We start from the raw sequence: 13158 nt of genomic DNA on the forward strand, positions 1-13158 counted from the left end.
CCGCTCCTTCCTGCTGGGAAATGTGGAGCCCCGGTCCCCTGCCCGCATCATATGCCCGGGTACCCGAGCACTGCTGGTGTGAGCACGGCCACGTGATCGCGGGCGGCTGGCAGACTGCCTGCATGAGTACTCACCAGAACCTTCTCGGCGGCCCGGACCCGACGTACCTGCAGGAGAACGACGAGGCGTACCGGCTGCTCGGCGCGGAGTCCAAGGCCCCGGCCGAGGTCGCCGCCGCATTCCCCACCTTCTCGCTGGCCTGGGCGGAGCTGGCCGACGAGGCCTTCGCGGGCGGCCGCGTGATCGAGTCGTACGCGTACGCCCGCACCGGCTACCACCGCGGCCTGGACGCGCTGCGCCGGGCCGGCTGGAAGGGCCACGGCCCGATCCCGTGGGAGCACCAGGCCAACCGCGGGTTCCTGCGCTGCCTGGCCGCCCTGGCCCGTGCGGCGGGCGCGATCGGCGAGACCGAGGAGGCCGAGCGCTGCCGGCAGTTCCTGAAGGACAGCAGCGAAGAGGCCTACGCCGCGCTCAAGCCGTAAAACCGCAAGCCGAAAGCCGAAAGCCGAAAGCCGCATAGCGGTATTGCCGGATGGCCGCAAGCCCTGAAGAGCGCCCGCGGGGGTGGGAGCACCTAGGTCTTCCCGCCCCCGCAGGCGCTTTCCGGCTGACGCGGGCCGGATGGGAAAACCGCAGGTCACAGCGGTGTTCCCCGGATGACTGAACGGTTCCGGGTGTGGGCTCCCCACCACCCGGGCCGTCAGGTGTGTGCTTGGCGCACCTCCCCTCGTAGCACCCCTCCGCAGGACGGTGGAAGGGCAGTCGAACAAGGGGGAAGCCGTGAGCACTGTGACCGCCGAGAAAACCATCGTCCAGCGAGGCCGGACCGGGCGCCGGGATCCCGCGTACGAGGTGGCCGAGGAGTTGTGTTCGGCGGTCTTCGGCTCCTTGCGGCGGCGGGACCAGCGGGAGAAGGGCCGCCAGTACGTGTTCGGGCTGCTGGCCGCGCCCGGCCGCAAGTCGATCCGCAACATCGCCTCGCAGACCGGCGGGGTGGGCGCGGAGCAGAGCCTGCACCACTTCATCTCCGACTCCACCTGGGAGTGGCAGCCCATCCGGAGCGCCCTCGCCCAGCACTTGGACCAGACCTCTCCGCTGACCACCTGGGTGGCCCAGCCGATGGCGATCCCGCGGGGCGGCGAGCAGTCGGTGGGCGCCGGGCACCGGTTCGATCCGCACCGGGGACGGATGTTCCGCGGCCAGCAGGCCTTCGGGGTCTGGTTCTCCTCGGTGGACGTGGCCACTCCGGTGGGATGGCGGCTCTACCTGCCGCAGGATTCGGCCGGTTCGGTCCAGGCCGACCGGTCGTACGAGGAGTGCGCGGTCACCGCCGCCCTGGAGAGCGTGCTGCAGATGGGGCTGTCGCCGCGGCCGGTGCTGCTCGACATCAGGGGCATCGGCACCCGGATCACCATGCTCCGGTTCGCCCAGGTGGGGCTGCCGGTGCTGGCGCGGATCGCCCCCGGTACCCGGCTGATGGTCACCGACCCGGCGCTGCCCGGGCACGGTGCGGGCACGCTGCCCGCGCAGGACGTGCTGCGCAACGTACGGGCGATGCGCACCCCGGTGGAGTGGACCGACCCGCTCCGGCCGGGCGTACGGCGCACCTCCTGGGTGTCCACGGTGCGCGTGATGATGCCGGACCCGTCCCCGGAGCGGCGCCGCCACCTGCGGCTGGTCGGGGAGTGGACCGACCTGAACCACCCGCCCACCGAGCTGTGGGTCACCGATCTGCTGCGGCCGTCGCCGGCCGCGCTGCTGCGCATGACCAAGCAGGCCCGCCGGGTGTCGGTGGCCTCCCGGCACAGCGTCCAGGACGTCGGGCTGCGCGACTTCTCGGGCCGCTCGCTGTCCGGCTGGCACCGGCACGTCACGATGGCCTCGGTGGCGCACGCGGCGCGGGCGCTGGCCGAGTTCCGGTAGCCCCCCTCGGGACCGGGGCTCAGAGAGCCGGGCGGGTCGCCCGGCTCTGCTGGAGGACCTCGCGGGTGCGGTGCAGGCGGAGCGCCATCTGGATCTCCAGGGCCCGGCCCGGCTTCTGCCAGCCGTCGCCGAGGAGGTCGGTGATCCGCTCCAGCCGCCGCGAAACGGTGTTGGCGTGGACGTGCAGGGCCTCGGCCGAGTGCATGGGGCTGCCGCCGGACTGGAAGTAGGCCTCCAGGGTGCGGCCGAGCTCGGTCAGCCGGGCCGCGTCGTAGTCGAGCACCGGTCCGATCGCCGCGCGGACGAACGCGTCCACGTCGTGGTCGGCGGAGAGCAGCAGTCCGACGAACCCGAGATCGCTCAGCGAGGCCGCACCGCCCACCCCGTCGAGCGCGGTCAGCGCGTCGAGGCAGCGGACCGCCTCCTCGTACACGCGGGCCAGCGAGGACAGGCTCTCGGCCGGACCGGCCGCCCCGGTGGACACGGGGTGGCCGAGCAGCGGGGACAGTTCCGCCGACACCTGACGGGCGGCCGCGGAGGCGTCCGTACCGGGCAGCAGCAGCACGATGCGGCCGCGCCGGACGGCCCGCAGGCCGCCCTTCCGGTAGGCGTACGAGCTCGCCCAGGCCACCGCCTTGCCGAGGTCCCCGCCCTCCGGCCGGGCCACCACCAGGAGGTGCGGGGCGGCCGGGTCGAGCCCGACCCGGCGGGCGCGTTCCAGCAGGTGGCGGTCGTCGTACTCGCCGTACGCCCCGTATTCGCCGTACGCCCCGTGCTCCGTGGCAACGGCCCCGGCCCAGACGGAGCGGTCCAGCAGCTCCTGGAGCAGTTCGTCGCGGACCGGGCCGCCCTCGGCGGCGGCCGTGCCGCGCTGGATCAGGGTCAGCGAAGCCACCGACAGCGCGGCCAGCTGGAGGAGCCGTACGTCCTCCTCGGTCAGCGCGGCCGCGGCGCGCAGCACCAGCACCCCCAGGTTCTCGGCCCCCGCCGTCACCGCCGCCACCCACACGTGACCGGGCAGCTCCACCGGCCGGGACCCGGTGTGTGCGCGCAGGGAGGCGCGGGCGACGGCCGCCTCGTCCAGGCCGGGCAGTTCGTCCACGGCCGTCAGCGGCCGCCCGCCCGGATCCCGGACCTGCAGTACGCCGTCCAGCGCGTCGGCGACGGCCCGCGCGACGGTGGCCAGCCCGGCGCCGTCCAGGACCAGCCGGGCCAGTCGGGCGTGGCAGTCCCACAGGTGGCGGACCCGGGTGAGGGAGGCGGTCGCCTCGGAGCTGAGGTGCTCCAGCTCGGTGAGCTCGTCGCGGGTGCGCTCCAGCCGGCCGGCCCGGTCGATGGCCACCGCCGCCAGGTCGGCCAGCGGCAGCAGCACCGAGGTCTCGTCCGGGGTGAAGGGGCGTACGGCGCGGACCGCCCCGAAGAGGGTGCCGAGGCCGGTGTCGCCGTGCCGCAGCGGCACCGCGATCACCGCGCGTAGCGCCTCGGCCCGGAACACCTCGTCGATGCGGGCGCTGCGCGGGACGGACGGGTCACAGGGGTGGTCGGCGGTCCAGACGGGCACCCGGCGTTCGTGGGCGAGTCCGGCCAGGCCGCCGCCGTGGCCGGGACCGAGGTCGGCGCCCAGGTGGTAGGGGACGGCCTCGCCCTCGCAGGCGCGCAGATAGGAGGTGCCGTCGGGGCGGGTGACGGCGATGCAGACCAGGTCGAGGCCGAGCAGCCGCCGGGCCCGGCGGGCGATCATCCGGAGCAGCGGGTCCAGCTCGTAGGGGGTGACCAGGTCGTGCACGGTGTCGACGAGGGCGGCCAGGGCGGCCTCGCGGTCGGCGAGCAGGGCGCGGGTCAGGTCGTGGCGGCGGGCCCGGTCGGGGTCCGGCGCCGGTTGCGGTCCGTGAATCGGTTGCTCCGAGTGAACCGGCCGCTGTGCCGGGACCCGTTCCGTCTGTTCGGCGCCGACCTTGATTCCGGCGCATTCGGCCCCCCGCACGGCGTCCATGCCCCCTGCTCCCCCGTCCACTTTCCAGCTTCCCCCTTGCGAACCTAGGTTCCGCGCCGGGCGGGGTCAAGTGATCTTCGTGCGCTGTGAGATGAGGGCCGGAAACCGATGCCCGCCGGGCGTCAGGGTGTCCCCGCGCAGCCTCGGGAGGGTCTGCAGGGCGGCCGGGGTCAGGGCGGCCGCGGTGCCCCAGCCGATCAGGTCGGGCAGGGTGGCCGCGCGGCCGCCGAGGGTGGTCCACATCAGCCGGTGCGGGCGGGCTCCGGCCCGGGCCAGGGCCTGCCAGCGGGCGGTGTCGAGCAGGGCGTCGTAGCGCGCGTACAGCCGGCGGGCGAACGGAGCCGCCGCCGGACCGAGGGACCGGACCCGGACGGCGGCGAAGACGGGGATCGCCGCGAGGTCCGACCCCCGGTCCTGGGCCCGCTCCAGCCCGCGCAGCCAGGCGTCCAGCAGCTCCTCGTACACGGCCGGGGCCGACACCGGACCGCACAGCACGCCGGTGCCCTCCCCCAGCAGCCGGGAGGTCGCGGCGAGACCCTGGGCGGTGGGCGGCAGGGCGACGACCAGATTGGGCCGGTCCACGGCTTCGGCGAGCGCGCGGGCCGCGCAGTACGGGGCGTCGGCGCCGGGCTCCATGGCCGGGGGCAGGGCGACCAGGCCGCCCGTCGGCAGCAGCGCGTCGCAGAGCTGCCGGGCTTCGTCGGCCGTGGCGGGGTGCGCGCACAGCAGGCCGCGGATTCCGAGCTGTCGGGCGGCGGCGCGGAGCCGGTCCGGCCGGATTCCCGGCGCACCTTCCATCCAGGGGTGCACGCCTTCGGCGGCGAGGCCGCGCAGCGCATCCGCGGAACCGGGCGTTTCGGCAAAGGCAGCACTCATGGGCGGGAGCCTCCGGTCGCCGCACCCGGACGGCGCGGCCTGGTCTGTCAGGGGGTCTCGACTACCGGCCGGCCAGGTCCACCGGCCCGGTGAGCCGGGTCAGGCCGAGCAGGTCGGCCCGGCTGTCGTGGCTGCTTCGGTCGTCGTGGCGCTCCCGGCCTTCGTGGCCGTCCGAGGCGGCCAGGCCGGCGCGGAGGGTGTGTGCCACGAGGCCCCCGACCTGGCGTACGGCGTCCAGTGCGGACTCGTTGTCGCAGGCCGAGTACCAGCTGGGCAGCACCTCCGGCACGATCCACCGCAGGCCGAGCCGGGCGGCGGAGGCCGCCATCCGGCGCTGCCGTTCGTACGGGTCGGCACCGGGCACGTCTTCGGTGAACCCGCCGGCCGGCCGGCCCGCCCAGCTGCTCCGCCGGTCCGCGGCCTCCGCCGGAAGGGGCGCCCCGAACACGTAGCCGCCGGCCGCCTCCAGCAGCGCCCACTGGGCCTCGCCGAGGCCCTCGGCGCCGACCAGCACACTGCGTACGCCGGCTTCGGCGGCTCCGTCCCGGGCGGCGAACGCCAGCGGAGAGGCGCGGCCCTGCGGGCCGCGGTGGAGCACCGCGATCAGAAGCGTTTTTCTTGCCATTCGTTCCATTCCTCGCCCCGTCGGCCGAGGTCATGGACAGTCCAGCCAGAGTCGCTTGCGACGCTCTCCATACCGCACGCACCCCTTCTCGCATAGAAAAGTATCCGCCGAATTCTTGGGATTCCAGAGAACCGGAACGGATACGTCAACTCGCTTCCACCACAACAACTGACGTATGAGACCGGACGGTTGTGACGTCTTTCGGACTTCTGACGGAACGTGGGCCGATCAGATCACTCCGCCCAGGAGCGTGCGGCGCACGGCTCGGGTCGTGACCGCCGGGCTGCGCCCGAAGTCCGGTCCGAGGACCCTGGCCAGCTCCGGGTAGGTGTCGAGGGCCCGGCCGGCTCCGGCGGTCCGGAGTTCGGCGCGCAGTTCACGGTGCCGCCCCAGGGCCAGTTGGGCCTCCACCCACTGGGTGAGGACCGAGCGCCGGGTCTGCTCCAGGCCCTCGATCCGCTCGGCCAGCAGGGGGCCGGCCGCTATCCCGTCGAAGGCCGGCCCCCGCCACAGCCCGAGCGCGCCTCGCAGGCGCCGGGCCGCGGTCTCGAACTCGCGCCGGGACATGGCCCGGTAGCCGGCTCCGGCCTCGCGGGCGAACTCGCGGAGGTCGCTCCGGCCGCCGCCGGTGTCGAGCAGGTATCCGCCGGGGAGCGAGACCAGGACGGTCTCGGGGGTGCGCCGGCCTGCCGCATCGGCCGCCCCGGCCAGTAGCCCGCGCAGCCGGTGCACGGAGTCGAGCAGGACGGTCCGGGTCTGCTCGGCCGGGGTGTGGACGGCGAGTTCACCGGCCAGTGCGGTGGCCGGAACCAGCTGGTCGGCGTATGCGGCGAGCACCGCGAGGAGCTGTCGCACGGGTCGCGCGGCAGGGACCACGGGCAGGCCGTTCTCACGGACACGGAGCCCTCCGAGCACGTCGATATCCACACACTTCTCCCCCGGGACACGTCGGGGCGGGACGCCACCCTGCCCAAAAAAATAATACCGCTATCTTTTTCGGCAAAACCTACCCGCTCCTCTCTCGGCCGGCCGGGGCGCACCGGCGAACCGCCCGTGTTCGGCGGGGGATTGGGGGTGCGGAGGGGTGCCCGGCGACCTCAGGCGGTGTCGGGTCAGGGCATGCCGGGTCGGGGCACGCCGGGTTCGGCGGGGCAGGGCTCGGCGGGGCGGCAGGGTTCGGTGGCGCGGGGTTCGGTGGCGCGGGGTTCGGCCGGGGCCGAGAGCCGGGTGCCGGCGCACTCGCACTGCCGCGCCTCCTGCGGCCCGTGCAGCGCCCGGGCGCCCCGCCCGGGTGCGGTGTCGAGCCGGACCGCCAGGGCGGGGATCACCAGGCTCGGCATCACGCTCGTGTAGAGCGCCGACACCTCCAGGTCCAGGTCCAGTCCGAGGGTGTGCGACATGACGTTGAGTCCGGCGAAGGAGCCCACGACGAGCCGGGCGGGGTCGGCCGGGTTCACGTGCGCGAGCAGCTCGCCGCGGGCCTTGGCCTCCGTCATCAGGGCGGTGTGCAGGTCGATCCAGCCCTGGTAGGGGGCCGCCCGGTCCAGGTCGCGGCCGGTGTTCTCCAGCGTGAGCCGGGCGCTGCCGCGCATCAGCACGTCGTGCCGGAGCCGGTGCGAGAAGATCATCCCGACGTCGACGAACTCCTGGACCCGGAACTCCTGCGGGAGGTAGACGGGTTCCATGGCCACCTGCGCGTCGATGACGGCCTGTGCCAGGTCTTCCTTCGAGTCGAAGTGGAAGTAGAGCGCGCCCTTGGTGACGTTCGCCAGCCGGACGATGTCCGCGAGCTTCGCCGCGTCGTAGCCGCAGTCCTCGAAGACCACGGCCGCGGCTTCCAGGATGGCCTGCCGCGTCCGCACGGCCCGGTCCTGCTTCGCCTGCGGTCGTTCCGTCCTCATCTGCCGCCAAGTCCCTCTCGATGGCCCGGTTGCATACCCCGGAGTACGATTTCACACCGCATATGCCGGTGCGGCACGGCGGGTGCGGACCAGAAAAGTACCTCCGGGTACGCCGCCCTGGTCAGGGGAAAAAATACCCGACCCGATCCGGTCGTACAGAAGGGGGCAATCCTGGCCGAATCATGACGGGGTTCGGCTGGTTTCCTGCCCTTCACCAGGGCGGATGCGCAGGTGGGGAGTAGTTCCACACCCACAAGTATGTTTCACTTCGGCTTGGGTCCAGGTGCCGGCCGCCAGACGGCGCCTTACCTCCGGGGAAAGCCAAAGGGCCCCGTCCCGCCCGTCGGGGGACAGGCGGGGCAGGGCCCTTCTCGGTCAGCAGCGGCCGACCGGCCGCCCAAGCCGCTTACTTGAGCTTGGTGCCGGTGGAACGCAGGTTGGCGCAGGCCTCGGTGACGCGCTTGGCCATGCTCGCCTCGGCCAGCTTGCCCCAGGTGCGCGGGTCGTAGGTGGACTTCTTGCCGACCTCGCCGTCGACCTTCAGGACACCGTCGTAGTTGCGGAACATGTGGTCCGCGACCGGGCGGGTGAAGGCGTACTGGGTGTCGGTGTCGAGGTTCATCTTCACGACGCCGTTCTCCAGCGCGGTGGCGATCTCCTGCTCGGTGGAGCCGGAGCCGCCGTGGAAGACGAAGTCGAACGGGGAGGTCTTGCCGTACTTCTCGCCGACACCCTGCTGCAGGTCCTTCAGCAGCTCGGGACGCAGGACGACGTTGCCCGGCTTGTAGACGCCGTGCACGTTGCCGAAGGAGGCGGCGAGCAGGTAGCGGCCCTTCTCGCCCAGGCCCAGGGCCTCGGCGGTGCGGATCGCGTCCTCGACGGTGGTGTACAGCTCGTCGTTGATCTCGTGGCTGACGCCGTCCTCCTCGCCACCGGTCGGGGTGATCTCGACCTCGAGGATGATCTTGGCGGCGGCGGCCTTGGCGAGCAGCTCCTGGCCGATGGCCAGGTTGTCGGCGAGGGTCTCGGCGGAGCCGTCCCACATGTGCGACTGGAAGAGCGGGTTCTGGCCCTTGGCCACGCGCTCGGCGGAGATGTCGAGCAGCGGGCGGACGTAGCCGTCCAGCTTGTCCTTGGGGCAGTGGTCGGTGTGCAGCGCGACCGTGATGTCGTACTTCGCAGCCACGACGTGCGCGAACTCGGCCAGGGCGACGGCGCCGGTGACCATGTCCTTGTTGTACTGGCCACCCAGGAATTCCGCACCACCGGTGGAGATCTGGATGATGCCGTCGCTCTCGGCCTCCGCGAAGCCGCGCAGTGCAGCGTGCAGGGTCTGGGTCGAGGTCACGTTGATGGCCGGGTAGGCGAACTTGCCTGCCTTCGCCCGGTCGAGCATCTCGTTGTAGATCTCGGGGGTTGCGATGGGCATCTGTCCGCTCCTTGGATGTGCGGGAGTGTCTGGTTACTGGCCCTGACCTGGGGGCGACGTCACCGTCGGGCCTATCTTTCCAGACTCCGGCTCGCACTCCACCCCCGCGGTAGCGGAGCGTTTCACGTGAAACGCTCCGCCCCCGGGGAAAAGAGCAGGTCAGGACCGGTTCCCGGGCTCAGTCACCAGTTGCCCCGGGGCACCGGACTGTCCACGGGTCAGGACAGACCGAGGTCCTCCAGGCGGTACCCGGTGAGGTACTGCAGGCCCGCCTCGGCGATGGCGTCGGCGGCACCGCGGTCCACGATCGTCGCGACGGCGACGACCTCGCCGCCGGCCTCGCGGACGGCCTCGACCGCGGTCAGCGGGGACCCGCCGGTGGTCGAGGTGTCCTCGACCACCAGGCAGCGGCGGCCCTTGACCTCGGTGCCCTCGATGCGGCGCTGCATGCCGTGGGCCTTCTGCGCCTTGCGGACCACGAAGGCGTCCAGGCGGGAGCCGCGCGCGGCGGAGGCGTGCAGCATGGCGGTCGCGACGGGGTCGGCGCCGAGGGTCAGGCCGCCGACGCAGTCGAAGTCGAGGTCCTCGGTCAGGTCCAGCATGACCTGGCCGACCAGCGGCGCCGCCTCGCCGTCGAGGGTGATCCGGCGGAGGTCGATGTAGTAGTCGGCCTCACGCCCCGACGAGAGAATCACCTTGCCGTGGACCACGGCCTTGTCCTTGATCTGCTGGAGCAGCTCACCACGCACGTCACTCATGCGGCCAGCTTAGGGGGTGCCGGCACCCCTAAAGGCGACGCCAGGTCCAGGTGGTCGCGACCTCCAGGGGGTCGACAGGCGTCACGAGCCGGGGCAGCGTGTTCAGCCCGTTCGGCGGTCCGCTCTGCGGCTCGACGCACACGGCCTCCTGCTCCTCGTCGTACACGACCACCCATTCGGCCCGGCTGGTGATCCTCAGCTCCAGCGCACCCGGCCAGGTGAGGGTGACGTCCACGCCGTAGGGCATGCCGAAGCAGTCGTCCCAGGGGCCGGGCTGCGGGTCGATCCGGCGGCCGGTGGGGAGGTGGTCCTTGCCGCGCTCCTCCTGCCACTCCGGCTCGAAGCCGATCCGTACGTCCTCGCCGTAACCGAGGTGGCGCCGGAACCAGGGGTGCCAGCCGGCCTGCGCCGGGAAGGAGTCCGCATAGGTCTCGATGCCCATGGCGAGGGTGAGGGAGGACTCGGTGAGTTCGACGGTCTGGGTGACCCGGCCGGGGTAGGGCCACGGGTCGGCCAGGTCGTAGACGAAGGCGGCCTCGGCGGGGCCGGACCGGGCCTGCTTCCAGGCGGCGTCCCGGCCGAAGCCGTGGATGGCGTGGGGGGCGGAATTGACCGGCATCTGGTGGCGCTCGCCGCCGTTGCGGAACTGCCCCAGCTCGATCCGGCCGCACCAGGGGACCATCGGGAAGCAGCCGTACTTCTCGCCCTGGCGGAGCAGTTCCGAACCGTCGACGCGCAGGCTGCTGATCCGGCAGCCGTTCTCCTGGTCGACGGTCACCTCGGCACCGCCGGCCCTCAGTTGCGTAGTCATGATCCGACCTTAGGCGGTGTGGGGCCTTATCGGCGGCGGCGGAGGGCGCGGCCGAAGACCACGGCTCCGGCGAGGGCGAGGGCGGCGGGGGCGAGCCAGCGCAGGTTCCCGCCGGAGGCACCGGCGTCGGGCGCCGGGACCGGGGCGTAGCGGCCGCGCGGAGGGGCGTGGTCGACCTCCTCGGCACTGCGGCCGATCATCGTGCGGCGGGCGTGCGCGGCCTCGGCGGGCGGACGGGATTCGTCACCGAACTCGGCGTCGATGAAGGGGTCCAGGGAGGGCGGTGGTACGTCGGTCTCGAACACGGAGCCGGTGCCGTCCGGGCCCAGCTCGTCCGTCGACTCGACCGTCGGCTCGATCGTCGGCGGGAGGGCCGCGTCCGGACCGGGCTCCGAGGCCGGCTCGGCGCCCGGGGCGTCGGCTGCGTGGGCGGCGGTGTCCGGTGCCGTGTCCGTGTCCGTGTCCGGTGCCGTGTCCGGGACCGTGTCCGGCAGGCCGCGGGCCGCGCCGGTCAGCTGGGCGGCGGCCCGGTCCAGCAGCCGCTGCACGGCGGTGACGGTGGCCGCCGGGTCGAAGGCGGCGGCCCGCCCGTCCGCGCCGGCTCCGGCCGTGAAGTGCAGCCGGGTGCCGCCCTCGGCCGGCTCCAGGCGGAGGGTCAGGCCGAACTTGACCGCGCCGCTGCCGCGGACCTCGGTGCCCTCACCCTCGATCGCGAAGGTGTCCGCCTCCGGCTCGGAGACGGCCAGCGCACCCCGGTAGGTCACGGTGTGCCCGCCGACCCGCAGCTTGAGCCGCCCGGCCAGCGGACCGGACGCCTCGTCGGCGTCCTGCTGGAGCCCGGGCACGCAGCGGGCCACCCGCACGGGATCGCGCAGCACGGCGCGGAGGTCGTCAGCGGCCACCGGAACGAACACCTGATGCTCCATGAGGCGAGCGTAGCGGGGCTCACCCCGCTTGCACCCGCCCGAACACGAGCCGGGATCACACGGGAGCGGCATCAGGAAGCGCTGGCGTACCGCGGGTGCGGGAGCGTCGACGGCGGCAGGCCCCGGATCCGCAGGCGCTCGGTGTCCCGGGCTGCCGCCCGCAGGGCCGTGGTGGACAGCGAGCGCAGCCCGGTGTCCTGCTCGACCCCGAGTTCCGGGGTGCTGCCCGCCCCGGCCAGTACGAAGCCCCAGTCCTGCGGGGAGGAGGCGCCGGCTCCGCCCACCCGGCCCGGGGTGCGGTCCGGGCCGGCCGCGAAACCGGAGAGGCGGCCGCCCGCCGAGTAGGGGGCGGTGCTCAGGCCGGCCGCTCGCAGGGTGGACTCGACCGTCCAGTAGGTGCGCGGCCGGGTGGAGAGGGGCCCCGCGTGCACCGCGATCCGTCCGTCCGGCCGCAGGGCCCGGGCGGCCAGTCCGTAGAACTCCTGTGAGTAGAGCTTGGTGCTGGGAGTGATCCCGGGGTCCGGCAGGTCCGAGATGATCACGTCCCAGTCTTTGGGCACGGCCGGGTCGCGGAGCCAGCGGAAGGCGTCGGCGGTGACCACGTCGAGCCTGGGGTCGGTGTACACCCGGCCGTTGAGCGCGGACAGCATGGGGTCGGTGCGGGCGAGCCGGACCACCCCCGGGTCCAGTTCCACCACGGTCACCGATTCCACGTCCCGGTAGCGCAGCACCTCCCGGGCGGCCAGCCCGTCCCCGCCGCCGAGGACCAGCACCCGCGCGCGGCGCCCGTACATCGCGGGGTGCACCAGCGCCTCGTGGTAGCGGTACTCGTCGTAGCCGCTGACCCGGAGCCGTCCGTCGAGGTACAGGTCGAGGGAGCGCGGGGAGCCGCTGTCGGGCCCGGTGACCACGAGTTCCTGCACCCCGGTCTGGATGGCGACCCGTACTTCGCCCCCGTAGACGGCGCTGCGCGCGACCCGCTCGAAGTCGTCGGCGAGGACGGTGGCGGAGGCGAGCAGCGCCAGCACGGTCGCGTTCGCGGCGAGCAGCAGCCAGCGGGCGCGGCGGGTCAGGTCGCGGCGGAACAGCCAGAGCACCAGCGCCCCGCCGGCGGCCGCGTTGACCATGCCGGTGAGCATGGCGCCGGTGAGCTGGCCGAGCAGCGGGAGCAGCAGGAAGGGGAAGGCCAGGCCGCCGACGAGGGCCCCGACGTAGTCCGCGGCGAACAGGTCGGCGACGGCGCCGCCCGCGTCCTGCCGGCGGATCCGCTGGATCAGGGTCATCAGCAGCGGGATCTCGGCGCCGATGAGGATGCCGATGGCCAGCGAGAAGGCGACCAGGGCGGGCCGGGACTCCCCCAGCCAGGCGAAGCTGGCGTAGAGGGCGGTCGCCGAGAGGCCGCCGACCAGGGCCAGGACGGCCTCGACGGCGCCGAAGCCGGCGGCTGGAGCGGCGCGCAGCCGTTTGGCGAGGAGCGAGCCCACCCCCATGGCGAAGACCATGACGGACAGCACGACGGACGCCTGGGTGACCGTGTCACCGATCAAGTACGAGGCGAGGGCGAGCAGCTCGAGCTCGTATACGAGTCCGCAGGCGGCGCAGACGAACACGGTGGCCAGGACGAGCAGCCGGCCGGTCCGCGGCCGCACCGGCAGCGCGGCCCGGGCCGCTGTGTTCGTCTGCGCCGCCTGCGGCTCCGGCGCCGCCGGGAGTACCCCGCCGGGGGCGGAACGGTCGATCATGCAGCGAACCGTACGTCACTCCCCGCCCGCATCCGGTCACCCACATGGGTGCAACCGGGGCACTGGCTACGGCAGTTGGAGTAACGCTGCAGAAACGATCGCGCTCCGTACGGC

At 73.3% G+C, this 13158-nt stretch carries 12 protein-coding genes; 2 read left to right on the forward strand and 10 right to left on the reverse strand.

Translation table 11 applies throughout. From position 1 onward, the window contains the following. The first annotated feature begins 122 nt into the window (after positions 1-122). Positions 123-542, forward strand: a complete 420-nt coding sequence (locus AB0447_RS02515; protein WP_366474558.1) for a DUF3151 domain-containing protein — start codon at positions 123-125, stop codon at positions 540-542. 298 nt (positions 543-840) lie between these two features. After that, positions 841-1983 carry a transposase gene (locus AB0447_RS02520; protein ID WP_366474559.1) on the forward strand — a complete coding sequence of 381 codons (1143 nt, stop codon included), beginning with the start codon at positions 841-843 and terminating at the stop codon, positions 1981-1983. Between the two features lie 19 nt (positions 1984-2002). Here the strand turns inward: AB0447_RS02520 and AB0447_RS02525 are convergent, their stop codons facing one another. The 10 genes from AB0447_RS02525 to AB0447_RS02570 all read right to left on the reverse strand — a co-directional run bounded on the left by AB0447_RS02525 (position 2003) and on the right by AB0447_RS02570 (position 13044). After that, positions 2003-3976, reverse strand: coding sequence for a helix-turn-helix domain-containing protein (locus AB0447_RS02525; protein WP_366474560.1), 1974 nt, complete (start codon positions 3974-3976; stop codon positions 2003-2005). A gap of 66 nt (positions 3977-4042) precedes the next feature. Continuing rightward, positions 4043-4852 (reverse strand): hypothetical protein, encoded by an 810-nt coding sequence (locus AB0447_RS02530; protein ID WP_366474561.1) that lies wholly within the window; start codon positions 4850-4852, stop codon positions 4043-4045. A 61-nt stretch (positions 4853-4913) separates the two neighbouring features. Further along, the gene (locus AB0447_RS02535; RefSeq protein WP_366474562.1) at positions 4914-5477 is read right to left on the reverse strand and encodes a hypothetical protein; all 564 of its coding nucleotides are present in this window, start codon (positions 5475-5477) and stop codon (positions 4914-4916) included. A 228-nt stretch (positions 5478-5705) separates the two neighbouring features. Beyond that, positions 5706-6332 carry a BTAD domain-containing putative transcriptional regulator gene (locus AB0447_RS02540; RefSeq protein WP_366474563.1) on the reverse strand — a complete coding sequence of 209 codons (627 nt, stop codon included), beginning with the start codon at positions 6330-6332 and terminating at the stop codon, positions 5706-5708. A 257-nt stretch (positions 6333-6589) separates the two neighbouring features. Further along, on the reverse strand, positions 6590-7378 hold the full coding sequence (locus tag AB0447_RS02545) for a ScbR family autoregulator-binding transcription factor (protein ID WP_366474564.1): 789 nt from the start codon (positions 7376-7378) through the stop codon (positions 6590-6592). 406 nt (positions 7379-7784) lie between these two features. Further along, positions 7785-8807 (reverse strand): class II fructose-bisphosphate aldolase, encoded by a 1023-nt coding sequence (gene fbaA, locus AB0447_RS02550; RefSeq protein WP_366474565.1) that lies wholly within the window; start codon positions 8805-8807, stop codon positions 7785-7787. Positions 8808-9025: 218 nt separating this feature from the next. Further along, positions 9026-9565 carry an orotate phosphoribosyltransferase gene (gene pyrE / locus AB0447_RS02555; RefSeq protein ID WP_366474566.1) on the reverse strand — a complete coding sequence of 180 codons (540 nt, stop codon included), beginning with the start codon at positions 9563-9565 and terminating at the stop codon, positions 9026-9028. A gap of 28 nt (positions 9566-9593) precedes the next feature. Next, the gene (locus tag AB0447_RS02560; RefSeq protein ID WP_366474567.1) at positions 9594-10376 is read right to left on the reverse strand and encodes an aldose 1-epimerase; all 783 of its coding nucleotides are present in this window, start codon (positions 10374-10376) and stop codon (positions 9594-9596) included. A gap of 26 nt (positions 10377-10402) precedes the next feature. After that, on the reverse strand, positions 10403-11302 hold the full coding sequence (locus tag AB0447_RS02565; RefSeq protein ID WP_366474568.1) for an SRPBCC domain-containing protein: 900 nt from the start codon (positions 11300-11302) through the stop codon (positions 10403-10405). Positions 11303-11373: 71 nt separating this feature from the next. Then, positions 11374-13044, reverse strand: coding sequence for a polyamine aminopropyltransferase (locus AB0447_RS02570; RefSeq protein WP_366474569.1), 1671 nt, complete (start codon positions 13042-13044; stop codon positions 11374-11376). Between the last annotated feature and the right edge of the window lie 114 nt (positions 13045-13158).

It is taken from the genome of Streptomyces sp. NPDC051211 (assembly GCF_040689505.1).
Classification (GTDB): Bacteria; Actinomycetota; Actinomycetes; order Streptomycetales; family Streptomycetaceae; genus Streptomyces.